Here is a 23,588-nt window from a genome sequence, read left to right as displayed (position 1 = left end):
ACTACCGAGCAGGCGGACTCCTCAGGGCAGGAAGGGGGTCAGCGCCGCGAGGAAGTCGTCCAGGCGCTCGGCGTGGACCCAGTGACCGGCCTCGGGAACCTCGGCGTACTGGACTTGGGGGAAGTACGACGCGATCGTCGCGCGGTGGTCCTGCTGGACGTACTCCGACTTGCCGCCGTAGATGAACAGCGTCGGGCCGTCGTAGTGCAGGCCCTCGACGTCAGCCGGCCAACCGGAGATCGCCGGCAGCGCGGCCTCGATCACCGGGAGGTTCGGCCGCCAGCGGGCACCGGCGTCGTCGAGGATCAGGTTCTGCAGCAGGAACGCACGGGTCCCAGGAGTCGGTACGGCGTCCACCAACTGGGCGTCGACGTCAGCCCGGCGCTGGACCGACGAGAGATCGGCGTTGCGCATCGCCTGGGCGTACTCGACGAAGGCCGGCGGATAGGCGACCGGCGCGGCGTCGACCACGACCAGGCGCTCGACGACCTGGGGGAACCGCAGCGCGGTGAGCATCGCGGTCTTGCCACCCATCGAGTGCCCGACCAGCGCGACCGGCCCGGCCCCGAGGGACTCGATCGTCTCCCGGACGTCGTCGGCCATCTCCGGGTAGCTCATCGTGTCGGTGTGCGGCGAGGTGCCGTGGTTGCGCAGGTCGAACGCGAACACCCGGTGCGCACTCGCGAGGCGCCGAGCCGCGGTCATCCAGTTCCGGCCGGACCCGAACAGTCCGTGCATGACCACGACCGGCGTACCGGAGTCGCCGTACGACGCAACCGGAAGTTTCATGCGGGAGCCTTTCAGCGATGGCGCTGCCAGCAGGCGGTGTGCCAGTGGCGGCGTTCGTCGAGGGACTGAGCGCCGCCGATCGCGGCGAGCAGGCTGGGGTTCTCCGGCCACACCACGACGTGTGGCGTGCCGGGCGCGATCTGCTGGTCGCACCCCGGGCAGCGATAGGACTTCCCGGACGCGGAACCGGACACCCGGCGGACGATCCACCCGCCGTCGGCGCGCTCCTCCCGGAGCTGGCTGCCACCGAGCAACGGCCGGTCGCTGACGGGCCGCTGCCACTTCGACGGTTTCCTGTTCCGGGGTGACATAGCCCTGCAAGGCTATCCGTATGAGCCACGTCACCCCGGCCCAGGCAGGCTCAGCTCCGGGCGACGGCGTACGCCGCGCAGCCGATCAGCTCCATCGAGACCTGGAGACGCTCGAGGCTGACGTTCTTCGCGATGGTGTCCTCGGGCGAGTGGTACGGCGGCTCGAGGAACGCCGGCGAGATCTCACCACGCCAGGAGAAGTTGGCGGCCGCGATCCCGACCTCCTGGAACGACTGGTGGTCGGACGCACCACGCTGCACCGGCCCGACCAGCTGCGGGTCGTACCCGAGCCGCTGACCGGCCGCCCGGACCGCGTCCGTCGCGGTGTTCGCCAGGCCGGTGAAGGACAGCAGCCAGTAGGTGATCGCCGGGTCCCAACTGGTCGCGACCATGTCGTTCTGGAACACCGCCCGATGCCGGTCGCGCTGATCCTGCGCCAGCTGCGCGACGTGGTACCGCGACCCGATCAGCCCTTGCTCCTCCGACCCCCACAGCGCGAACCGCAGCGTCGCGTTGGTGGAGATCCGGCTGAACACCTTGGCCAGCTCCATCGTGAGCACGGTGCCGGAGCCGTCGTCGTTGGCTCCCGGCGCGCCGATCACCGAGTCGTAGTGACCGCAGACCATCACGATCGGCGAGTTCGCGCCGCCGCGGCCACGGCGCTCACCGATCACGTTGTTCGACACCAGGCCACGATGGGAGGTCGTACTGATCCGCAGCGGCAGCGAGTTCACCACCGCGAGTGCTTCCCGGATCAGCCGCTTCTGCACCTGGGCCACCCCGAGCACCGGGATCGGCGCGTCGGTCAGACCACTCGGCGAGAACGCCGACGCGCGACGCGGGAACACCTGGTCGGCGGGCAGCAGGATCACACCCACTGCTCCGCGTGCCGCCGCCTCCGCAACGAGAGCCGGACGCGCGGCCGTGGTGTCATCCGCGATCACGATCGACCCCGCAACGTCGGCCGGCCAGACCGGAGCCGTCGCGGCGCCGACGTCGCGGACCGGTCCTTCGACCGTGACGTCCAACTTGCCGCCGGGCGCTGCACCGGCCTGCCAGCTCAGGTCATCGGGCAGGATGCCCCGAACATCGAAGATCTGGGCGGTGAACTTGTCGGCGACCGGGAACGGCTCGAGCCGGGTCTGGTAGCCGAAGTCGTCGAGTTGGCCCGCGATGTAGTCGGCCGCGCGCTTCTCGCTCGTGGTCCCGCCGATCCGCGGGCCGATGTGTTCGGACAACACCTGCAGGTGGCGCAGCGCACGCTCCGATGACAGGCCGGACACGATCTGACGGTCGTACTTGTCCAGCTTCGGGCGGTTCACCGCACCGGGTCGCTGGTCGTCCGCAGCCCAGGCGGGGGCGGCGGGAAGAGCCGTGGCGGCCGTGACTCCAGCGACGGCGCCGAGCAGGCCGCGACGACTCAAACCGGACGATTCGGTCATACAAGGTCTCCTCACAAGGTGGGCGGCCCCGAGACCAGTGACCGTAACCGATCTGCGACTGGGTCGCTCCCCCTCGTGAAGGATTTTCTTGCAGGACAGGGAAATCCCGCGGGTCAGGCGTGCTGTTCGCGGAGTTCGCTGCCCACTTCGTGCAGATGGCGCAACCCCATCCGGTACGAATCGATCAGGCCCGTGCTCACGTACGGCATCCCGATGCGTTCGCAGTACTCCCGCACGATCGGCTGCGCGAAGCGGAGGTTGGCGCGCGGCATGCTCGGGAAGAGGTGGTGCTCGATCTGGTAGTTCAGGCCGCCCATCATCCAGTCGATCACCAGGCCGCCGTTGACATTGCGGGACGTCAGAACCTGCTTCTCCAGGTGGCCCCACTGGGTGTCGCCGTCAGGCATCTCCATGCCCTTGTGGTTCGGCGCGAACACGCTGCCGAGGTGCAGCCCGAACACCATGTGGTGGATCAGCGCGAACAGCACCGCCTGGCCGGGCGACATGATCAGGAACAGCGCGCTGAAGTACAGCACCAGGTGCGCGGCCATCAGGCCGAGCTCCAGCCGGGCCTCGCGGCGCGGGCGGCCGAGCAGGAAGCGGATGCTGGAGACCTTGAGGTTGAAGCCCTCCAGGGTCAGCAGCGGGAAGAAGATCGGGGCCTGGTTGCGGGACAGCCAGCCGTGCAGGCCGGTGCGGCCCTCGGCCTGCTCGAGCGTCCAGACCAGCACGCCCTCGCCGACATCGGGGTCCTTGTCGGTGTGATTGGGATTCGCGTGGTGCCGGTTGTGCTTGTCGTTCCACCAGCCGTAGCTCATCCCGAGCAGCAGGTTGCCGTGCACCAGGCCGATCCAGTCGTGCAGCCGGCGGGATCCGGCGATCTGCTGATGCCCGGCGTCGTGCCCGAAGAACGCCGCCCGGGTGGTCACGATGCCCAGCGGAATCGCGAGCAGCAGGACCCACCAGGTGCTCCCGAGAACCGCGGCTCCCGCCCAGATCAGGCCCATCAGCACCACGTTGATCCCGATCGCCATCGCGTACGCCGCGGTCCGGCGTTCGAGCAGGCCGGCCGACTTGATCTCGCGGAGCAGCGGGGAGAAGTCACTGCCGCGGGTAGCAGGGGACAACACGGTTGGCTGAGCCATTAGGTCCTCGTCTCAGAAGCGGGGGGAGGCCTAGGCGTACAGCCGCGGCCAGCGTACGTCATCAAGCCTCATCGCCCTAACGGCCGAGCACACGAGTGCTACGACCCGGATGCCCGGGGGAGGCAGCGCCAGCGCGGAAGTGGACCTAACACCACTGAGCGGGCCCGCACGCTCAGTCATGATGGAGGCATGAACGAACGCAGTGAGTTCATCGTCAGGCGCAGCCCATCTCGTGTCTCAGCCGCGCCCGGAGCGAAGCGAGGACGTGGATGAGCACCATCGCCACCCAGGCACCGCCGATGCGGTACCCCAAGCTCGCGCAGCCGTGGATCGCGCTGGCCCTGTCGATCCTGGCCGAGCTGGGGATCGCGTTGTTCGTGCTCAACGTGGTGGCCGTGCCGCTGATCGCGGTCTGGGTCGGGATCCCGCTGCTCCTCGCGTTCGTGCCGGCCACGCGGTGGTTCGCGAACTGCCACCGCACGATGCTGGCCGGCTTCGTCGGTGAGCGCATCCCCCGCCCGTACAAGAAGCCCCCGATGCCCGGAATCCTGATGTGGCTGCGGACCACGCTGACCGACCCGGCCACGTGGCGCGACATCATCTGGCTGCTGGTGAACGCGGTGATCGGCTTCACTCTGTGTCTGCTCAGCGCCGTTCTGTTCCTGGCGTCGCTGTTCTACCTGGTCTACCCACTGCTCGTCGGCGTCACCCCCGAGGGCGTCTTCACCGAGCCGTTCGGCGGGCTGGTCACGGTGAACTTCTGGACCAGCTTCCTGGTGACGCCGGTCGCCTTGATCGCCTTCATGATCTGGTACGCCGCCGGCGAGCGGCTGCTGAAGGCGAACGCGTTCATGGCCCGTTCCCTGCTCGGCCCGACCGAGAGCGCCAAGCTGGCCCTGCGGGTCCGCGAGCTGGCCGAGTCCCGGGCCGAGACCGTCGACACCCAGGCGGCCGAGCTGCGCCGGATCGAGCGGGACCTGCACGACGGCGCCCAGGCCCGGCTGGCCGCGCTCAGCATGAACCTGGGCATGGCCGAGGAGATGGTCGCCCGCGATCCGGCCCAGGCGGCGGCGCTGCTCACCGAGGCCCGGGAGTCCGCCAGTACGGCGCTGTCCGAGCTGCGCGACCTGGTCCGCGGGATCCACCCGCCGGTGCTGGCCGACCGCGGCCTGGACGGCGCGGTCAAGGCACTCGCCCTGTCCTGCCCGTTCAAGGTGGACGTCACCTTCGACGTCCCCGGCCGGCCGGCCGCGCCGGTCGAGTCGGCGGCGTACTTCGCGGTGGCCGAATGCCTCGCGAACGCGGTCAAGTACTCCGCCGCGACGACAGCCTGGATCCAGATCACGCACGAGGACGAGAAGCTGCACATGATCGTCGGTGACGACGGCGTCGGAGGTGCGGTGATCCGGCCCGGAGGCGGTCTGTACGGTATCGAACGGCGGCTGGCCGCCTTCGACGGTACGTTGACCGTGGTGAGCCCGAGCGCCGGGCCGACCACCGTGATCATGGAGCTGCCTTGCGAGTCCTCATCGCTGAAGACCACGCCCTCCTCCGGGACGGCCTGATCCGCCTGCTGGAGGCGCACGACTTCGAGGTCGTCGAGGCAGTCGACAACGGTCCCCGGCTGGTGCCCGCCCTGGTGGAGCACCGACCGGATGTGGCGGTTGTCGACGTACGACTCCCACCGACCTTCACCGACGAGGGCCTGAAGGCCGCGATCGAGGCCCGCCGCCAGGTCCCCGGCCTGCCGATCCTGGTCCTGTCGCAGTATGTCGAGCAGCTGTACGCGCGGGAGCTGTTGACCGGCGGCGGAGGCGCGGTCGGCTACCTGCTCAAGGACCGGGTCTCGAACGTGGCCGAGTTCCTCGATTCGGTACGACGGGTGGCCGCCGGCGGGACCGCGATGGACCCGGACGTGATCGGGCAGCTGCTGGCCCGCAACACGCGCGACGAACCGATCAGCCGGCTGACGCCGCGCGAGGCCGAGGTGCTCGGCCTGATGGCGGAGGGCCGCTCGAACGCCGCCATCGCCGGCGCCCTCTTCGTCACCGAGAAGGCCGTCAGCAAGCACACGAACAACATCTTCTCCAAGCTCGACCTCCCACCCTCGGAGGACGACAACCGCCGAGTGATGGCAGTCCTCACCTACCTGTCGTCGCGCTGACGGTACGTCGAAGGGCTGCTGCCGGTGTGGTGGCGGAAGCGGGTGGAGAAGTACAGGGGATCGAGATAGCCGACCTGCGCGGCCACTGAGGCGACCGAGCGGCTGGTCAGCTCGAGGAGGTTGCGGGCCGCGTCGAGGCGGCGGTGCTCGACGAACTGCTGCGGGCTGACGCCGAGCTGGACGCGGAACAGGTGCGCGAAGCGGGACACCGAGAGATTCGCCGCGCGGGCCAGCCGGGGTACGTCGAGATTCGCGGTCAGATCCTGGTCGATCAACTCGATGGCGCGCAGGAGACGGTCGTCGATCTGCACCGCCCTCGGGTTCTGGGTGTCGCACCACAGCAGGGCGGCCTCGAGCGAGTTGGCGCTCAGCTGTTCGGCCTGTGGAAGGACGCTGCTCTGGTGCCGGACGGCGTCACGCAGATGGTCGGCGATCCGGTCGGCGGTCGGCCCGGCGGGGCGGAGCTGAACGATGCCCGGGGCAACTTCCGGCCAGTCCAGCAGCGGGAGCCAGTCGGGTTTCGGGTTGAGGTGGGCGTAGAGGAAGTGCCACCGCTCCCCCACGGTGCCGTAGTCGTGCAGTGTGCCCGGCCGGACGAGGGTCACCGTGCCAGGGCCGGCCGCCACGTCGCCGGTCGGTGCGCCGAAGCGGCCTCGGCCGTCCAGCGTGTGCACCAACAGCCAGTCCGTCGTGCCGCGCTTGCGAAAGGTCGCGTAGTCGGAATCTTCGTCGAACTCACCGGTGAGCAGTCGCCGGACCACCGGGGTCGGCGAATCACGAGTAGCAGGATCTCGAAGGTTCACAGCTCGATAGGCTATCGTCCCGGCCGCCCGTCGCCGCCGATCCTGGAAGCATGACCGACGTACTGGCCGAGATCTATCGCGACGAGGGGATCGTCCAGGTCCCGCAGGTGCTGACCACCGCCGAGGTCGAGCGGATCAGGACCGTGTTCATGCAGCAGGTTGCCGCCGACCACTCGCTCGCGATCGACGACGGCGTACCGGACGACGATCCGCTGGCGCGGTATCCGCGGTTCGTGCATCCGCACCGGCGACCGGATGCCGAAGCCGGCAAGCTCTCGCTGGAGCTGATGCTGGACAGCCGGATCCTCGATGTCGTGACCACCCTGATCGGGCCCGCGCTTGGTGCCCAGTCGATGTTCTACTTCAAGCCGCCGGGTGCGCGCGGCCAGGCGATGCACCAGGACAACACGTTCCTGCGGGCCGATCCGGAGACCTGCCTGGCGGCCTGGATCGCGATCGACGACGTGGACGCGGACAACGGCGGGCTCGCGGTGGTCCCCGGTTCGCACAAGACCGAGCTGGTCTGTCCCGAGCCGGCCGACCTGGCGGAGTCGTTCACCAACGCGGAGGTCCCGATCCCCGACGGTCTGCGGAAGGTGCAGACGAAGATGAAGGCCGGTGACGTGCTGTTCTTCCACGGCAGCGTCGTCCACGGCTCCCGCCCGAACTCGAGCGCGGACCGCTTCCGGCGCGCACTGATCTTCCACTACATCCCGGAGGACAGCAGGGAGATCGCTGCCTTCTACAACCCGCTGGTCCGGCCGGACCGGCGTACGGCGATCCTGCCCGAAGCCATCGGCGGCGGTCCCTGCGGCGACTACGCCGACGCCGAACCCTGAGTGATCTGACTCACTGGTGTCACATCCACCGGGGGTGCGGTGTCTTTAAGGCCATCTCTGAGACGAAGGAGTGGCCATGACCGAGAGAACCGATGTCATCGTGATCGGCGGCGGATACGCCGGCGTGATGGCTGCCAACCGCCTGACGCAGCGTGACGACGTACACGTGACCCTGATCAACCCACGTCCGGCCTTTGTCGAACGGATCCGGCTGCACCAGCTCGTCGGCGGGTCGGACGACGCGCTGGTGGACTACCAGAGCATCCTGGCCGACGGCGTCGAACTCGCGGTCGACACTGTCACCCAGATCGACGCGGCCGAACGCCGGGTGATCCTGGCGAGCGGCGGCGCCCTCGACTACGACTACCTGGTCTACGCGGTAGGTAGCGGCAGCGGGGACCCCAGCGTGAGCGGCGCAGCGGAGTACGCCTACCCGATCTCCACCCTGGAACAGGCAGGGCGACTCCAGCCGGTCGTCGACGCCGCGCCGGCATCGGCCGCGCTGACGGTGGTGGGCGCCGGACCGACAGGCCTGGAAACCGCGTCCGAACTGGCGGAGCAGGGCCGTACAGTGACTCTGGTGTGCGGAAAGGTGCTCGGACCGTACCTGCATCCGCGGGCCCGGCGCTCGGTCGCCCGGCGGCTCGCCAAGCTCGGTGTGACCGTGCTCGAAGGCGACGGCGCGACGGTGACGGGCGTGACGGCTGACGCGGTCCAGCTCAGCGACGGCCGCCAGCTGCACAGCGACGTGACGATCTGGACCGCGGGGTTCAGCGTGCCGGATCTGGCCACCCGCAGCGGGCTGAGCACGGATTCCCTCGGGCGGCTGCTCACCGACGAGACCCTCACCAGCGTGGACGACGTACGCATCATCGCGGCCGGGGACTCGGGAGCACCATCGGACCTGCCTGTGCGGATGAGTTGCCAGTCCGCGATGCAGCTAGGCCCGCAGGCCGCCGAGACGGTGCTGAGCCGGATCGCCGGCCGGGAGCCCGCCGGCTTCGAGGTCGGGTTCTTCGGCGAGTGCATCAGCCTGGGACGCCGCGCCGGTGTGGTCCAGTACGCCAAGCGGGACGACACCCCGACCGGCGTGTTCTATCTGGGCAACCGATCCATGGCGATGCTCAAGGAAGGCGTCTGCAAGAGCACCATCTGGCAGCTCAGGCAGGAGGCGCGCAAACCCGGCAAGCTCGATCTCTGGTTCAAGGATCGCCGACGCCGGAAGGTACTGCAGGCCAAGGCCGCAAAGGCGCCCGCGGACGCAGGCCGCCCGGCCTGAGGAGAGCTGCCTTGATGAGCGACCAGTCCAGTGACCCGGCGACCGACGCCTTCGTCGCCCACCGGAACCTGCTGTTCACCGTCGCCTACGAGATCCTCGGATCGGCGGTCGACGCGGAGGACGTGCTGCAGGAGACCTGGCTGCGGTGGAGCAAGGTCGATCTGGATCAGGTCCGCGATCAGCGCGCCTACCTGATCCGGATCACCACCCGCCAGTCGCTCAACCGCCTGCGCACGATGCAGCGGCGCCGGGAGGCGTACGTCGGTCCCTGGCTGCCCGAACCGCTGCTCACCGCTCCGGACGCGGCCGAGGACGTCGAGCTGGCCGAGAGCGTGTCGATGGCGATGATGCTGGTCCTGGAAACGCTGACTCCGACCGAGCGGGCCGTCTTCGTCCTGCGCGAGGCGTTCGGTGTCAGCTACGACGACATCGCGGCGGCCGTCGACAAGAACCCGGCGGCCGTCCGCCAGATCGCGCACCGCGCCCGGCAGCACGTCGAAGCCCGCCGCCCCCGCAGTGTGGTCTCCCCGAACGAAGGCCGCGCGGCCTTCGAGGCCTTCCAGCGCGCGGTCGAGGCCAGCGACCTGAAGGCCCTGCTGGACGTCCTCGCGCCCGACGTGGTCCTGGTCAGCGACGGTGGCGGCCTCAAACTCACCGCACTGCGTCCGATCGTCGGCGCGGAGAAGGCGATCCGCATGTTCGTCGGCAGCGTGCAGAAGGTCGGCGGCACACTCACCACCGAGCCGACCGTGATCAACGGCAACCCGGCGCTGCTGTTCCGTTTCGACGGGAAGCTCGACGGCGTCGTTGCGCTGCGGATCGAGGACGCCCACGTCACCGGCATCTACTACGTCCGCAACCCGGAGAAGCTGTCCCGCCTCGAGTCGGAAACCGCCCTCACCCTGCGCTGAGGCGGACACCAGGCACTCACCAACTGCGCAGCACCGAGGCGGATCACGCTCAGTCGGTCGCTGGGCCTCGGCGGCCGCGAGGGTTGGTGAGTGGTGCAGGTCCGGACCGCCACGCCATCACAATCGCGGCGCTCCGGCGTCGGCAGGCGGGGCCTGCAGCGGAGTCGTCGATTGTGATGGCCTGGGCGTCCGCCACCTAGCTCCGGATGCGGCGGAGGAACTCCTGGGTGCGGGCTGGCTGGGGTTGTCCAGGACGTCCGCGGGTGGGCCGCTTTCGAGCAGGCGGCCGTGCTGCAGGAAGCAGACCTGGTCGGCGCCGTCACCGCACGAGATCTCATGCGCAAGAGCGCAGGGGACGTCAGTTGCTGTAGTCGCGGAATCCGCGGCCGGTCTTGCGGCCGAGGTAGCCGGCGGTGACCAGGTGCTCGAGCAGCGGGGCCGGGGCGAATCCGGGCTCGCGGAACTCGAGGTAGAGGGTCCGCTGGATGGCCAGCGAGACGTCCAGGCCGACCACGTCCAGCAGCTCGAACGGCCCCATCGGCAGCCGGCAGCCGAGCTTCATCGCGGCGTCGATGTCGTCGACCCCGGCGTAGTGCGCCTCGAGCATCCGGACCGAGTCGTTCAGGTACGGGAACAGCAGCGCGTTCACGATGAAGCCGGCCCGGTCGCCGCACCGGACCGGGTGCTTGCCAGCGGCAACAGCCAGCGCCGCGACCGTGTCGGCCACATCCGAGGACGTGCTGACCGTGCTCACGACCTCGACCAGCTTCATCACCGGCGCCGGGTTGAAGAAGTGCAGACCGACCACGTCGGACGGTCGCTTGGTCGCCATCGCCAGGTCGATCACCGGCAGACTCGAGGTGGTCGTCGCGAGGATCGCACCCGGCTTGCAGATCTCGTCGAAGGTCTCGAACAGCGCCTGCTTGACGCTCAGCTCCTCGACCACGGCCTCGACCACCAGGTCAACCCTCGCGAGGTCGTCGAGCTTGGCCGTCCCGGTGATCCGGCGCAGTGTCGCGTCCCGCTCCTCCGACGACAGCTTGCCGCGCTGAACGCCCTTCTCCAGTGAGCGTTCGAGGCCGGCCCGGACCCGGTCCACCTTCTCAGTACCACGGGCGACGTACAGAACGTCGTACCCGGCCCTGGCGCAGACCTCGATGATGCCGACGGCCATCGTCCCGGAGCCGACCACGCCGACCTGCTTGATCGGGCGTACGGCGATCCCCGCGCCGTCCGACGCCGGCGTGTGCTCGTCGTCGACCACGACCGGGGAGTCCGGCGCCTCGTAGGTGTAGAAGCCGCGGCCGGTCTTGCGGCCGAGCAGTCCGGCGGTGACCATCTGCTTGAGGATCGGGGCCGGCGCATGCAGCCGGTTGCGACCCTGCTTGTACATCGTGTCGAGGATCTCGTACGCCGTGTCGAGGCCGATCAGATCGAGCAGCGCGAGCGGGCCCATCGGGTAGCCGCAGCCGAGCCGCATCGCCGCGTCCACGTCCTCGCGGGTCGCGTACCGCGACTCCACCATCGAGACCGCGTGGTTCAGGTAGCCGAACAGCAGGGCGTTCGCGATGAAGCCGGCCCGGTCGGCCGCCACCACCGGGACCTTGTCGAGGCGGCGGGCCAGCGCGAGCACGTCCTCGACCACGTCCGGCTCGGTGACCACGGTCCGGATCACCTCGACGAACTCCTGCACCGGCGCGGGGTTGAAGAAGTGCATGCCGACGACGCGGCGCGGGCGCTGGGTAGCGACCGAGATCTCGGTGACCGACAGGGACGAGGTGTTGGTGGCCAGGATCGCGTCGTCGCGGACGACCTTGTCCAGCGCCGAGAAGATCTCGCGCTTGAGCTCGAGCCGCTCGATCACGGCCTCGATCACCAGATCGCAGTCCGCGAGCGCCTCGAGCGTGGTGGCGAAGGTGACCCGGTCGAACAGCGCCTGCTGGTCCTCGACCGACAGCTTGCCGCGCTTCACCGCCCGGTCGGTGGAGTGCTGGATGTGCCCGCGGCCGCGCTCGGCCGCCTCCTCGTCACGCTCGACGCCGACCACGGTCAGGCCGTTGCGCGCGAACACCTCGGCGATCCCGGCACCCATCGTGCCCAGACCGACCACACCCACCGTCTTCAGTTCCCGAGCCATGGCCCGAACTATGCCAGTCCCACTACTGGTCCGCCCATGAGCTGAGTCACCCGGGAGGCCAACCTCACACCTCGTCGAACACCACCGGCGACTCCAGCCATCCGTCCAGCAGCCAAGCTGGATCCGGGGCGCTGTCGAGCATGGACGCGACGGGTTTCGGCTTGAGCTCGCGCCCGAGAAGGTCCCCGACCGGCAGCCACACCGCCCGATAGCTCCCGGCCTCCGACTCCGCAGTACTTCCCATCTCCGGCCCGTGCCCGGCGCCGAACTCGCCACCAATGGACTCGGCCAGGAAGTAGTGCTGGGTGCTCGTGCCGAAGTTCACCACGGCGACCAGCCCGCGGATCTTCACCAGCACACCCAGTTCCTCGTGGGTCTCGCGCCGGGCCGCCTCCGCCGGGCTCTCGCCCTCCTCGACCTGGCCGCCGGGCAGGACGTGGTACGTCCGTCCGTCGCGCACCCGCTCGATCGCGGCCACTCCGTGCCGGGAGAGCAGGACGATCCCCGCGCGGATCATGCGCGGCTCGCCAGGACGCTGAACCAGAACCCGATCCGCGACTCGCTGCGTCTGACCTGCTCGACGTTCCAGCCGTTCTCGGTGAGCAATTCGCGCAACGGTTCCTCCTGCCACATGACGAAATGCCGGGGCAGGTCGAGGTTCCGGTTGGACCACTCCTCGCCCTTGCCCTCCCGCGTCGCGAATGCGAGCACCGGCGCGGCCCGCACCGCCTTCCGGAGTACTCCGGCCAGCTGGGCACGGTCGAAGTGCAGGAACACCGCGTCGGCGAACACAGCGTCGTACGGACCGCCGACGTCGTCCGTGATCGCGTTCAGCCGATCGGCGTCGTATCCGTCGGCACGCATCATCTCGAGGAAGGCCTGGGTCGCGTCGGTACGCCGTACGACGAAACCGCGGCGCTCCAACTCGATCGCGTCGCGGCCGGTCCCGCTGCCGAGCTCGAGAACGCGGGCGCCGGGCGCGACCCCCTCGGCGAGCAGGTCGATGAGCAGCTCGTTGGGCTCCTTGGGGATCGATTCCCGGAACTTCGCCGACGCCTGCTCGTACGTCGCCACCGTCACCTCGTTGTCCGTCGGCACCCGGGTCCACCCGTCGCCGGTGTGCTCGACGATCGCCGGGAGCCTCAGCCCGAGATCGGCGCCGAGCACGACCACGGTCTCGCCGCGATGCAGGTCCGCGATCGCCTGCAGCTCCTCGTCGGGACGCTGCGCGAGCTCGGGTACGACGGTCAGCCGGACGCCGAGGTGGTCGGCCAACCGGGTGCCGGCTGCCGCCTCGAACGGGCCGGCGTACACCTGGGCGATCCTGTCCCCGACCACCGGATCCTGCACATCCCCAGGCAACAGCAGAATCCGCGCGGGACACATGAGATTCATCCGGCGACGTACTCCAGTGCCTCGGCGGCGTAGTCCGGCCAGACCTCCGACTGTGCCAGCGGGATCACCACCCACTCCTTCATCGGGCGGCCCATGCCCGGGTCGAACGCCTCGACGCCTGGCAGCGCGAGCGCCTTCGCCCGCGGCTCCGGCGGGAGCTTGAACGTCATGGCGTCACCGAACATCCCGGCGAGCACCTTCTTGCCGATCTTGAGACAGGGCATGCCGAACATGCTTCCCCGGACCACGCCGGCCGACTCCAGTCCGGCCGCGACCGCGTCGTACTCGGCGATCGCCTGTTCGCTGACCTTCGGCATCATGTTCACCACCCTGCCACTCCGGACGGCCAGGCGACATGGGTTCCCGGCCGCTTGTGGACTACGGTGCTTTCTCGTGCGCTTGGTGATTGCTACGTGTTCTGTGGACTACTCCGGCCGGCTGACGGCTCATCTGCCGATGGCGCCGCGGTTGCTGATGGTGAAGGCGGACGGGTCGGTACTGATCCACGCCGACGGCGGCTCGTACAAGCCGCTCAACTGGATGTCGCCGCCGTGCAAGCTGACCGAGGACGGCGACGTGTGGAGCGTCACCAACAAGGCCGGTGAAGAGCTGCGGATCACCATCGAGGAGGTGCACAGCGACACCGCCTACGAGCTCGGCGTCGACCCAGGTCTGATCAAGGACGGCGTCGAGGCGCACCTGCAGGAACTGCTGGCCGAGCACGTGCACACCTTCGGCGAGGGCTGGACCCTGGTACGGCGCGAGTACCCGACCGCGATCGGCCCGGTCGACCTCCTCTGCCGGGATGCCGACGGCAAGCACGTCGCCGTCGAGATCAAGCGCCGCGGCGAGATCGACGGTGTCGAGCAGCTCACCCGGTACGTCGAACTCCTCAACCGCGACCCGATGCTGGCCCCGGTCCGCGGCATCTTCGCCGCCCAGCTCATCAAGCCACAGGCCAAGGTCCTCGCCACCGACCGCGGCCTCGAATGCCTCACCGTCGACTACGACGCCCTCCGAGGCATGGAATCCGACGTACTGCGGTTGTTCTGAGTTCACCGAGGTGTTGACAGCGCGTCGGCTGCGGGCACTTACTTAGCGATATGGCTAAGGAAACGGTGATCTGTACTTATCGGGTCCGGGCGGCGGATGAGGGGCGGTTCCGGGAGGTACTCGGCGGGCACTGGGCGACGTTGCAGGGGCTCGGGTTCGTGACCGAGGAGCGGGCGACGGTGTTCCGGTCGGTGGACGAGCCGACGTACGTCGAGATCTTCACCTGGGTGGACGGTGGATTCGCGCGGGCGCACGAGCACCCGGACGTGCTCACGCTGTGGGAGCGGATGGACCCGCTGCTCGAGGAGCGGGACGGGCTGCCGAAGTGGGACTTCCCGCACTACCTGCCCCAGGATCTGGCACAGGATCTACCGGCTTGACCGCCGGCTCCCGCGGCGGGCGGGACCTGGACGACCTCGACCGGGTGTTCACCGCCCTCGCGCACCACTCCCGCCGTACCATCCTGCTGGTCCTGCACCTGCGCGGCGGCGAGATGACCTCGGGCGAGATCGCGGGGCGGTTCGATCATTCCTGGCCGACGATCACCCGACACCTGGGGGTCCTGGAGCAGGCCGGACTCGTACACGTCACCCTGCGCGGCCGGGAGCGCGTGTACCGCCTGGACCCCGACCCGTTGTTCGCGGTCGGGGTCCCGTGGCTCGACAGGTTCCGGTGACCTCAGCAGGCGACGACAGCGTCGACTGTGAAGCCTTGAGCCGTCACCGCGGCGTCACTGGTGAAGTGGACGCTGCCGGTCGGCGTACTGATGCACGGCGAGGTGACAGCGCGACGGGAGGTGCCTGTGTACGTCGCCAGCACGTTCCCGCTCGCATCCGACACGGTCACGAAGTCGAAATCCTTCTCGGTGTCGAGCAGGCTGAAGTGGAACGCGAACCCGCCGGATCCGTTGTCGTAGACCCACATGCAGTCCCCGTTGTTGCCGTACGGATGCGGCGTTCCGAACGGAACGGCGGCGTCCGGGTCGCTCACGCAGGGCGGGGGCGGCGGGGTCCCCGGGGTGCAGCCGCCATGGACGCCCACGGCTGCCCACGCGGCGTTGATCGCCGTCGCATTCGCCCCCGCGACCGCCATCGTGGCGTTGCGGGCATCGCAGAAGTTCGCGAACTCCGGAAGGCTCGTGAACCCGTTGTAGAACACCGTCCGGGCGGCGTTGAGCCCGATCGCCGGCACCGTGACGTCACAGTCGGCCGTGTGCTGGTGGCCGTTCGACCCGACCGCGTCGCAGCCGGCGTTCTTGCCGCCGTTGACGGCCAGGTAGTAGGCGTGGTTCGAGATCCCGCTGTTGCTGTGGACGAACCCGTTGTCGGTGTCACCGACGAGCAGTTCGCTGTAGTGATCGGGGTCGTCGTCCTCGCGCGGGTCGGACATGTTCCGGAACCCAGGGGCCACGTCGGGCGCGAGGTACACGTCCTCGGCGATCAGCCAGTCGGGTGAGCCGGCCGGGTCGAGGCCGTGCTCGGCTGCGTAGAACTCGATCGTGTTGCCCATCATGTCGCTGAAGGACTCGTTCAGCGCGCCGGACTCGTTCTCGTAGATCAGGTTCGAGGTGAACTCGGTGACGCCGTGGGTGAGTTCGTGCCCGACCACGTCCAGGCCGCCGGACAGCGAGATGCAGGTCGTGCCGTCACCGTCGCCGTACGCCATCTGCTCGCCGTTCCAGAACGCGTTGCAGTACCGGTTCGCGAAATGGACCGTCGAGATGATCGGCATGCCGTTGTCGTCCAGACTGTCGCGGCCGAAGACCCCGGCGTAGAAGTCGTCGGTGACGTTGGCGTAGAAGTGCGCGTCCACGCCGGGCGCCTGGCTCGGCGAGAGCAGCTTGGGCTTGTTGAAGTTCCAGTGGTCGTCGGCGTCGGTCATGATCGTGCCGGGCTGGACCTGCTTGTTGCCGGCGTCGTACGTCTCCTGCCGCCCGTCCGCGGACCGCAGGAAGAAGGTGCCGCCGATCCGGCGGGTGTCGATCTGCTTCGTGTCGCCCTTCACCCCGACCCCGTCGCCGTGTGCGACCGCGTCGTACTGCTTCTCCACGGCGCCAGTACTGGCGTCGACCCACTGCACCCAGCGCTGATCCATCCGCTGGCTGACGACCTGGTGGAACAGCCGCCCGTCCTTGGGATCGATGCGCAGTGCGGACGACCACTTCCCGGCGGCGCCGACGCGTTGGGCCGCGGCCCCACGGGCGCTCGCGGCCGACACCGACGCACTGTTCTTGGCCTTCAGGCCCGGGAAGTAGGCGCCGATCACGGCGGTGGTCCGGCCGGACTTGTCGGTGAGCACGGTCAGTTGGCCGCCGACGACCGACGCCGTCCCGACCATCTGCTGGTAGCGGGTCTGGGTGCCGCCGTCGGCCCGCTGGGCGGTCCAGAGGCGGACCATTCCAGGCGGTACGGCGAAGGCGCGGGCATCGGCTCCGGACAGGGCGATCGAGCCGCCACGGAGCGGTGTCGTGGTCACCTGGCCGGCCGTCGCGGTCGAACCGCCGGCTGTGACGAGTGCGAGGGCCGCGATCGCGGCCAGAACGCTGGAGCGGGACATGGGGGACCTCCCCGGTCGACGGGCTATCGACGGGACGGCCGATTCCCCAGCCCCGAGAGTCGTCCCAGTACAGTGCTAGTCCTACCGCCGCAGGGCGCGTGCCAGCAAGGTCCTGGAGCAGGCCCCAGAGACTGACCAGGAAGTCATATTTGCCCGATTTCGGGCAGATCCTTTGCGCTGACCTCGAAAACGCTGCAAGGTGGACGGGTGATCAGTGAGGCGGCGGTGGGGCCCGCGGACGAGCTGGCCGAGCAGGTCAGCCGGACCACCGGGTTGTCGGCGGACGACGCGCGGCGCGTTGTCGCCGACGTACTGGCCTATTTCACCGAGACCACCGAGGAGTACGTCCGGCGCCGGCACCGCGAGCTGCAGACCTACGGCGCCCGCAACGACGAGATCTTCGCCCGGCTCGGTACCGAGCTCCGGCACTGGCCGGTGCGCTCCCCCGAACTCTCAGCCCGCCAGCTGCGACGGATCGTCTACGGCTGAGCGGTGAGCAACCAACCTTCGAAAGGCGCCAACACATGTGCGGAATCGTCGGGTACGTCGGCACCAAGCCGGCCGCGCCCATCCTGGTGGACGGACTGGCGCGGCTGGAGTACCGCGGCTACGACTCGGCAGGTGTCGCGGTCCTGGGGGCCAGCGAGCTGAAGGTGCACAAGGACGCCGGCCGCGTCCGTGAGCTGGAGGCGTCGCTGCCGAAGCGGTTCGGCGGCAAGCTCGGCATCGGCCACACCCGGTGGGCAACGCACGGCGGCCCGAGCAAGGACAACGCGCACCCGCACGCCAGCGGCAATGAGCGGATCGCCGTCGTCCACAACGGCATCTTCGACAACGCCGGCGCGCTGCGCGCCCAGCTGGAGGACGCGGGCGTCAAGCTGCGCTCGGAGACCGACACCGAGGTACTCGCGCACCTGATCGAGCAGTCCGAGGGCGCCACCCTCGAGGACAAGGTGATGGCCGCCCTGCGCCGGATCGAGGGCACCTACGGCATCGCCGTGATCGACCTGGACTTCCCGGACCGGATCGTGGTCGCCCGCAACGGCAGCCCGCTGATCCTCGGCATCGGCGACGGCGAGATGCACGTCGCCTCCGACGCGGCCGCCCTGATCCGCTACACCCGTCAGGTCGTCTACTTGGACGACGGCGAGCTGGCCACCGTCCGCGCCGACGGCTACCGCACCTTCACCCAGGACGCCGCGCCCACCACCAAGACCGCCAAGACGGTCGAGTGGGAGGCCGACGAGTACGAGCGCGGCCTGCACGAGCACTTCATGATGAAGGAGATCCACGAGCAGCCGGACGCGGTCGGCCGGGCCATCCGCGGCCGTCTCGACGAGCGCTTCCACACCGTCCACCTCGGCGGCCTGAACATGGACGCCCGCGAGGCCCGGGAGATCAAGCGGGTCAAGATCCTCGGCTGCGGATCGGCGTACTACGCCGGCCAGATGGGCGCGCAGTTCATCGAGGAGGTCGCCCGGATCCCCGCCGACGCCGAGCCGGCCTCGGAGTTCCGCTACCGCAACCCGGTGGTCGAGCGCGACACCCTGTACATCGCGGTCAGCCAGTCCGGCGAGACCCTGGACACGCTGGTGGCCGTCCAGGAGCTCAAGCGCAAGGGCGGCCGCGTGATCGGCCTGGTGAACGCGGTCGGCTCCAGCATCGCCCGTGAGGTCGACGGTGGTGTCTACCTGCACGCCGGCCCGGAGGTCTCGGTCGCCTCGACCAAGGCGCTGACCAACATGGCGGTCGCGTTCGCGATGCTCGGCATCCACCTGGGCCGGATCCGCGACGTCTCCCCCGCCGACGGCCGCCGGCTGATCGAGGGCCTGAAGAAGCTGCCCGAGCACATCCAGTCGATCGTGGCCCAGGAGGAGGAGCTGGCCAAGATCGCCGGCCGGCTCGCCCAGCACGAGAGCCTGTTCTTCGTCGGCCGGACCCGCGGCTACCCGGTCGCCCGCGAGGGTGCACAGAAGCTCAAGGAGATCTCCTACCGGCACGCCGAGGCCTACCAGACGTCGGAGCTGAAGCACGGCCCGCTCGCGCTGATCTCGCCGGACGTCCCGAGCATCGCGATCGTGCCGGACGACGAACTGGTCGACCGCAACATCGGCGCGCTGCACGAGATCGCCGCCCGGTCCGGCCCGCTGTACGTCGTCACGCACCCGGGCGTCGACGTACCGGACGGGGTCGCCGCGAAGATCGTCGTGCCGAAGAACGAGCCGGAACTGGACCCGATCCTGCTCACGATCCCGCTGCAGATCCTCGCGTACTACGCGGCGGTCGCACTCGGCCACGACGTCGACAAGCCGCGCAACCTGGCCAAGTCCGTCACGGTCGAGTAGTCCCTGACCCTACGATGAGGCGGTGCCGAGCGATCAGATCCGCCACGTCCGTCTCTCGTCCGTCGTTCTCCCGCTGGACCGCCCGGTCAGTGATGCCAAAGTCCTGACCGGGCGGCAGCGGCCGATGACCGAGATCGTGTTCCTGTTCGCGGAGATCGCGACCGCGCAGGACCAGCACGGGATCGGTTTCAGCTACTCCAAGCGGGCCGGCGGTCCGGCGCAGTACGCGCATGCCAAGGAGATCGCCGCGAACCTGATCGGCGAGGACCCGTCGGATATCGGCAAGGTGTACGACAAGTTGCTCTGGGCCGGCGCGTCGGTCGGGCGGTCCGGGGTGGCGACGCAGGCGATCGCGGCGATCGACATCGCGCTGTGGGATCTGAAGGCGAAGCGGGCCGGGCTTCCGCTGGCCAAGCTGCTGGGCGCCCACCGGGACTCGGTGCGCGCGTACAACACCTCGGGCGGGTTCCTGCACGCGCCGATCGAGGAGGTCAAGGAGCGCGCGTCGAAGTCGCTGGCGGACGGGATCGGCGGGATCAAGATCAAGGTCGGGCAGCCGGACACCCGGATCGACCTGGAGCGGGTCCGCGCCGTCCGCGAGCATCTGGGCGACGGCGTACCGCTGATGGTGGACGCGAACCAGCAGTGGGACCGGCCGACGGCGCTGCGGTTCGGGCGGGTGCTCGAGCAGTTCGACCTGGTCTGGATCGAGGAGCCGCTCGACGCGTACGACGCCGAGGGACACGCTGAGTTGGCCGCAGCACTGGACACGCCGATCGCGACCGGGGAGATGCTGTCGAGCGTGGGCGAACACGTCCGGCTGATCGAGGCCCGGGCCGCCGACATCATCCAGCCGGACGCGCCACGGATCGGCGGCATCACACCGTTCTTGAAGCTGGCCACGCTTGCGGATCACCACGGCCTCCAACTGGCGCCGCACTTCGCGATGGAAATCCACCTCCACTTGGCTGCTGCCTACCCGCGCGAGCCGTGGGTCGAGCACTTCGAGTGGCTGAACCCGTTGTTCAACGAGCGCCTCGAGACGTTGGACGGCCGCATGCTCGTGCCGGATCGCCCCGGGCTCGGCTTCACCACCAGCGAGCAATGCGCCGCGTGGACCGTCGACAGTTGCGAGTTCGGTACCCGCTGAGCACTGCGGACTGCCCCGGCCCCGGCCCCGGCTGATGATGCCTTCCCAGGGCTGATCCGGCACCGAGTGATACCTTCCGGGAATCATGTTCTCGCTCGACCAACTGAGCGCCTTCGTCGCCGTCGCCGAGGAACTTCACTTCGGCCGCGCCGCCGAGCGGCTGAACATGACCCAGCCGCCGCTGAGCCGTCAGGTCCAGAAACTCGAGCGTGCCGTCGGGGTACGGCTGCTCGAGCGGGACAACCGCCGGGTGGAGCTCACCGAGGCCGGGCAGGCGTTCCTGACCGAGGCTCGTCGGCTGCTGGCGCTGGTCGAGACCGCCGGCGATCTGGCCCGTCGGGTCGACCAGGGTGCGGCCGGCACGCTGCGCCTCGGTTTCACCGCGGTCTCGGCGATCCGCACGCTTGGCCCGTTCCTGCGCCGGATGTCGGAGGAACTGCCGGACGTGGACGTGATCCTGCACGAGCGCGTCACTCCGGCGCAGATCGACGGCCTGCTGCGCGGCGAACTGGATCTCGGCCTCGGCCGGCCGCCGTTCGACACACGCCTGCTCGACTCCCGAGTCGTGTTCCGCGAACCGCTGTGTGCCGTTGTGCCGAGCAACCATCGGCTCGCGTCCCTGGACCGCCCGCTGGCCCCGGCCGACTTCGCCGACGAGCCGGTGATCAGCTACTCCCCCACCCAGGCGCGCTACTTCCACGAACTGACGGTCCGATTCCTCGCCGACTCCCATCCCCGGATCGAGCAGCGGGTCCAGCAGATCCTCACCGTCGTCCTCCTGGTCGCGGCCGGTCGCGGCGTTGCCCTGGTTCCCGCGTCGGCGCGCAGCCTCGGGGTCGAGGGCGTGACGTACTGCGAGGTCGGCGTACCGGGTGAGCCGGTCGAACTGCACGCGATCTGGAACCGCGACTCCACCAGCCCGGTGCTGCAGCGAGTGCTCACGATGCTTCCAGAGCATCGATAGATCCAACATCGATCTTGGACAGGTATCCACACTGGTTCCTAGGCTGACCGCCATGAACCCTGCCGAACTCGCGGCTCAGCTCAAGACCGGGCTGCTGTCCTTCCCGGTGACGCACTTCAACCCGGATCTGAGCTTCAACGAGTCCGGCTATCGCGAGCATCTGTCCTGGCTCAGTCAGTACGACGTCGCCGGGTTGTTCGCCGCCGGCGGCACCGGTGAGGGCTTCTCGCTGACGCCCGCCGAGATCGACACGGTCGTCCGTGCGGCGGTGTCCGAGGTGAACGGCAAGCTCCCGGTGATCGCGCCCGCGACCGGCGGTACGGCGACCGCGATCGCACAGGCCCAGGCCGCGGAGGCCGCCGGTGCCGACGGGGTCCTGCTGCTGCCGCCGTACCTGACCGAGGCGGGTCAGCGTGGGCTGATCGACCATGTGTCGGCTGTCTGCCGCAGTACCGGTCTCGGCGTCACCGTCTACAGCAGGGCGAACGCGATCCTCACCGACGTCTCCGTCGCGGAGCTTGCCGACCGCAACGAAAACCTCGTCTGCCTGAAGGACGGCGTCGGCAACATCGAGATGATGACCCGCACGTACGCCCGGGTCGGCGACCGGCTCACCTACATCGGCGGTCTGCCGACGGCCGAGACGTTCGCGCTGCCGCTGCTGCAGCTCGGCGTCAGCACGTACTCCTCGGCGATCTTCAACTTCGTGCCCGAGTTCGCACTCGGCTTCTACGCCGACGTACTGGCGCAGGACCGCGAGAGCGTCTACCGCAAGCTGAACAAGTTCGTCCTGCCCTACCTGGACATCCGCGACCGGATGAAGGGGTACGCCGTCTCGATCGTCAAGGCCGGCGTGACCGCGATCGGCCGGTCGGCGGGACCTGTGCGGCCACCGCTGCAGGACCTGAGCGAGGACGAGTTGGCGCAGCTGACCGAGCTGATCGGCAGGATCAAGTGACGCCGACCATCGCCTCGGTCGAGGTCGTGCCGGTCGCCGGGTACGACAGCATGCTGCTGAACCTGAGCGGCGCACACGGACCGTTCTTCACCCGGAACGTCGTGATCGTGACCGACAGCTCGGGCAACATCGGCCTCGGCGAGGTCCCGGGGGGCGACAAGATCGCGTCGACGATCCGTGCGGCCGCCGAGTTCGCAGTCGGTCAGGAACTCGCTCAGTATCGCCAACTCCTCCGGCGCGTCGCGCGGACCTTCGCCGACCGAGATGCTGGTGGCCGGGGGCAACAGACCTTCGATCTTCGGACGACGGTCCACGCGGTGACCGGCCTCGAATCGGCACTGCTCGACCTCTTCGGGCAGCATCTCGGCGTACCGGTCGCCGAGCTGCTCGGTGACGGGCAGCAGCGCTCTGCCGTGCCGGTCCTTGGTTATCTCTTCTATGTCGGCGACGCCGGACGAACCGATCTTCCGTACCTGACCGACTCCGGCGAGGATCGGTGGTCGAAGCTGCGGCGGCAGCCGGCCTTGACACCCGATGCGGTGGTCGCGTTGGCCGAGGCGGCGCAGGAGCGGTACGGGTTCGCGGACTTCAAGCTGAAGGGTGGCGTGTTCGACGCGCCTGTCGAGCTCGAGGCTGTGCGCGCGTTGGCCGCACGGTTCCCGTCGGCCCGGATCACCATCGACCCGAACGGCGCGTGGCCGGTGCAGGACGCGATCGCGTGGTGTTCGGGCCTGGACGACGTACTGGCGTATGTCGAGGATCCGGTCGGCGCGGAGCCGGGGTTCTCGGGGCGCGAGACGATGGCGGAGTTCAAGCGCGCGACCGGGCTGCGGACCGCGACGAACATGATCGCGACCGACTGGCGCGAGCTCGCGCACGCCATCCGGGTCGATGCCGTCGACATCCCACTGGCCGATCCGCACTTCTGGACGATGGCCGGGTCGGTGCGAGTCGCGCACTTGTGCACGGACTTCGGGCTGACCTGGGGGTCGCACTCGAACAACCACTTCGACATCTCGCTGGCGATGTTCACCCAGGTCGGCGCTGCGGCACCGGGCGACATCACCGCCCTGGACACGCACTGGATCTGGCAGGACGGGCAGGCGCTGACCAGGGAACCGTTGCGGATCGAGAACGGGTCGATCGCCGTACCGACGAAGCCCGGGCTCGGCGTCGAGTTGGACCGCGATGCGCTTGCCGCCGCGCACGAGTTGTATCAACAGCAGGGGCTCGGTGCACGCGACGACGCGATCGCGATGCAGTACCTGGTCGGGGACTGGGTGTTCGATCCGAAGCGCCCCTGTCTGGTGCGGTGATGTTCACCTGATGTTGTGCGCGATAGGTTTC

General features: G+C 69.1%; 24 protein-coding genes. 14 read left to right on the top strand and 10 right to left on the bottom strand.

Annotated features, from left to right (window positions below; all coding sequences use genetic code 11):
- Nucleotides 1-21: 21 nt before the first annotated feature.
- The 4 genes from AB0I34_RS06445 to AB0I34_RS06430 form a co-directional block, all read right to left on the bottom strand.
- On the bottom strand, nt 22-789 hold the full coding sequence (locus AB0I34_RS06445) for an alpha/beta fold hydrolase (protein WP_360440394.1): 768 nt from the start codon (nt 787-789) through the stop codon (nt 22-24).
- Nucleotides 790-800: 11 nt separating this feature from the next.
- Entirely contained in the window at nt 801-1,100 is a 300-nt protein-coding gene (locus tag AB0I34_RS06440) for a hypothetical protein (RefSeq protein ID WP_360440391.1), read from the bottom strand.
- Between the two features lie 50 nt (nt 1,101-1,150).
- Entirely contained in the window at nt 1,151-2,542 is a 1,392-nt protein-coding gene (locus AB0I34_RS06435) for a M28 family peptidase (RefSeq protein WP_360440388.1), read from the bottom strand.
- A gap of 113 nt (nt 2,543-2,655) precedes the next feature.
- A complete protein-coding gene (locus AB0I34_RS06430; RefSeq protein ID WP_360440385.1) occupies nt 2,656-3,687 on the bottom strand; it encodes an acyl-CoA desaturase in 1,032 nt (343 codons plus the stop codon).
- Between the two features lie 269 nt (nt 3,688-3,956).
- Here AB0I34_RS06430 and AB0I34_RS06425 point away from each other — a divergent pair, with 269 nt between their 5' ends.
- Both AB0I34_RS06425 and AB0I34_RS06420 read left to right on the top strand, forming a co-directional pair.
- Nucleotides 3,957-5,252: a sensor histidine kinase gene (locus tag AB0I34_RS06425; protein ID WP_360440382.1), complete on the top strand. Its 1,296-nt coding sequence runs from the start codon at nt 3,957-3,959 to the stop codon at nt 5,250-5,252.
- Nucleotides 5,204-5,851, top strand: coding sequence for a response regulator transcription factor (locus AB0I34_RS06420; RefSeq protein ID WP_328519215.1), 648 nt, complete (start codon nt 5,204-5,206; stop codon nt 5,849-5,851). Before AB0I34_RS06425 ends, AB0I34_RS06420 begins: the two co-directional genes overlap by 49 nt.
- Here the strand turns inward: AB0I34_RS06420 and AB0I34_RS06415 are convergent.
- Nucleotides 5,833-6,654 (bottom strand): helix-turn-helix domain-containing protein, encoded by an 822-nt coding sequence (locus AB0I34_RS06415; RefSeq protein ID WP_360440378.1) that lies wholly within the window; start codon nt 6,652-6,654, stop codon nt 5,833-5,835. The genes AB0I34_RS06420 and AB0I34_RS06415 overlap by 19 nt on opposite strands.
- A 50-nt stretch (nt 6,655-6,704) precedes the next feature.
- Between AB0I34_RS06415 and AB0I34_RS06410 the strand changes: the two genes are divergently transcribed.
- The 3 genes from AB0I34_RS06410 (at nt 6,705) to AB0I34_RS06400 (ending at nt 9,683) form a co-directional block, all read left to right on the top strand.
- Nucleotides 6,705-7,493: a phytanoyl-CoA dioxygenase family protein gene (locus AB0I34_RS06410; protein WP_360440375.1), complete on the top strand. Its 789-nt coding sequence runs from the start codon at nt 6,705-6,707 to the stop codon at nt 7,491-7,493.
- A 76-nt stretch (nt 7,494-7,569) separates the two neighbouring features.
- On the top strand, nt 7,570-8,772 hold the full coding sequence (locus AB0I34_RS06405) for an FAD-dependent oxidoreductase (protein WP_360440372.1): 1,203 nt from the start codon (nt 7,570-7,572) through the stop codon (nt 8,770-8,772).
- A 14-nt stretch (nt 8,773-8,786) separates the two neighbouring features.
- A complete protein-coding gene (locus tag AB0I34_RS06400; RefSeq protein WP_360440369.1) occupies nt 8,787-9,683 on the top strand; it encodes an RNA polymerase sigma-70 factor in 897 nt (298 codons plus the stop codon).
- Between the two features lie 358 nt (nt 9,684-10,041).
- On the opposite strand, the gene AB0I34_RS06395 is transcribed toward AB0I34_RS06400, so the two are convergent.
- From AB0I34_RS06395 to AB0I34_RS06380, 4 genes are all read right to left on the bottom strand, one after another.
- On the bottom strand, nt 10,042-11,820 hold the full coding sequence (locus tag AB0I34_RS06395) for a 3-hydroxybutyryl-CoA dehydrogenase (protein WP_360440366.1): 1,779 nt from the start codon (nt 11,818-11,820) through the stop codon (nt 10,042-10,044).
- 64 nt (nt 11,821-11,884) lie between these two features.
- Nucleotides 11,885-12,337 carry an NUDIX domain-containing protein gene (locus AB0I34_RS06390; protein WP_360440364.1) on the bottom strand — a complete coding sequence of 151 codons (453 nt, stop codon included), beginning with the start codon at nt 12,335-12,337 and terminating at the stop codon, nt 11,885-11,887.
- Nucleotides 12,334-13,170: a class I SAM-dependent methyltransferase gene (locus AB0I34_RS06385; protein ID WP_360440361.1), complete on the bottom strand. Its 837-nt coding sequence runs from the start codon at nt 13,168-13,170 to the stop codon at nt 12,334-12,336. Before AB0I34_RS06385 ends, AB0I34_RS06390 begins: the two co-directional genes overlap by 4 nt.
- Before the next feature lie 41 nt (nt 13,171-13,211).
- Nucleotides 13,212-13,535 carry a hypothetical protein gene (locus tag AB0I34_RS06380; RefSeq protein ID WP_360440358.1) on the bottom strand — a complete coding sequence of 108 codons (324 nt, stop codon included), beginning with the start codon at nt 13,533-13,535 and terminating at the stop codon, nt 13,212-13,214.
- A gap of 73 nt (nt 13,536-13,608) precedes the next feature.
- Between AB0I34_RS06380 and nucS the strand changes: the two genes are divergently transcribed.
- Genes nucS through AB0I34_RS06365 form a run of 3 tightly spaced genes read left to right on the top strand, consistent with a single transcriptional unit; the run spans nt 13,609 to nt 14,944 of the window.
- On the top strand, nt 13,609-14,268 hold the full coding sequence (gene nucS / locus AB0I34_RS06375) for an endonuclease NucS (protein WP_360440355.1): 660 nt from the start codon (nt 13,609-13,611) through the stop codon (nt 14,266-14,268).
- Nucleotides 14,269-14,318: 50 nt separating this feature from the next.
- Nucleotides 14,319-14,648 carry a hypothetical protein gene (locus tag AB0I34_RS06370; protein ID WP_360440352.1) on the top strand — a complete coding sequence of 110 codons (330 nt, stop codon included), beginning with the start codon at nt 14,319-14,321 and terminating at the stop codon, nt 14,646-14,648.
- Nucleotides 14,645-14,944, top strand: coding sequence for a metalloregulator ArsR/SmtB family transcription factor (locus AB0I34_RS06365; RefSeq protein ID WP_165555684.1), 300 nt, complete (start codon nt 14,645-14,647; stop codon nt 14,942-14,944). Before AB0I34_RS06370 ends, AB0I34_RS06365 begins: the two co-directional genes overlap by 4 nt.
- A 2-nt stretch (nt 14,945-14,946) precedes the next feature.
- Here AB0I34_RS06365 and AB0I34_RS06360 read toward each other — a convergent pair whose 3' ends face one another.
- A complete protein-coding gene (locus tag AB0I34_RS06360) occupies nt 14,947-16,824 on the bottom strand; it encodes a M4 family metallopeptidase (protein ID WP_360440348.1) in 1,878 nt (625 codons plus the stop codon).
- A gap of 210 nt (nt 16,825-17,034) precedes the next feature.
- Between AB0I34_RS06360 and AB0I34_RS06355 the strand changes: the two genes are divergently transcribed.
- The 6 genes from AB0I34_RS06355 (at nt 17,035) to AB0I34_RS06330 (ending at nt 23,557) form a co-directional block, all read left to right on the top strand.
- Nucleotides 17,035-17,313 carry a hypothetical protein gene (locus AB0I34_RS06355; RefSeq protein WP_360440810.1) on the top strand — a complete coding sequence of 93 codons (279 nt, stop codon included), beginning with the start codon at nt 17,035-17,037 and terminating at the stop codon, nt 17,311-17,313.
- 35 nt (nt 17,314-17,348) lie between these two features.
- Nucleotides 17,349-19,169, top strand: a complete 1,821-nt coding sequence (gene glmS / locus AB0I34_RS06350) for a glutamine--fructose-6-phosphate transaminase (isomerizing) (protein ID WP_360440345.1) — start codon at nt 17,349-17,351, stop codon at nt 19,167-19,169.
- Between the two features lie 22 nt (nt 19,170-19,191).
- Nucleotides 19,192-20,319, top strand: a complete 1,128-nt coding sequence (locus AB0I34_RS06345; protein WP_360440342.1) for a mandelate racemase/muconate lactonizing enzyme family protein — start codon at nt 19,192-19,194, stop codon at nt 20,317-20,319.
- Between the two features lie 85 nt (nt 20,320-20,404).
- On the top strand, nt 20,405-21,283 hold the full coding sequence (locus AB0I34_RS06340) for a LysR family transcriptional regulator (RefSeq protein WP_360440339.1): 879 nt from the start codon (nt 20,405-20,407) through the stop codon (nt 21,281-21,283).
- Between the two features lie 52 nt (nt 21,284-21,335).
- Nucleotides 21,336-22,241: a 5-dehydro-4-deoxyglucarate dehydratase gene (gene kdgD, locus AB0I34_RS06335; protein WP_360440336.1), complete on the top strand. Its 906-nt coding sequence runs from the start codon at nt 21,336-21,338 to the stop codon at nt 22,239-22,241.
- Nucleotides 22,238-23,557: an enolase C-terminal domain-like protein gene (locus tag AB0I34_RS06330; protein ID WP_360440333.1), complete on the top strand. Its 1,320-nt coding sequence runs from the start codon at nt 22,238-22,240 to the stop codon at nt 23,555-23,557. Before kdgD ends, AB0I34_RS06330 begins: the two co-directional genes overlap by 4 nt.
- Nucleotides 23,558-23,588: the final 31 nt, after the last annotated feature.

Source organism: Kribbella sp. NPDC050281 (assembly GCF_040655855.1).
Classification (GTDB): domain Bacteria; phylum Actinomycetota; class Actinomycetes; order Propionibacteriales; family Kribbellaceae; genus Kribbella.
This window is presented reverse-complemented; position numbering and strand designations above follow the sequence as displayed.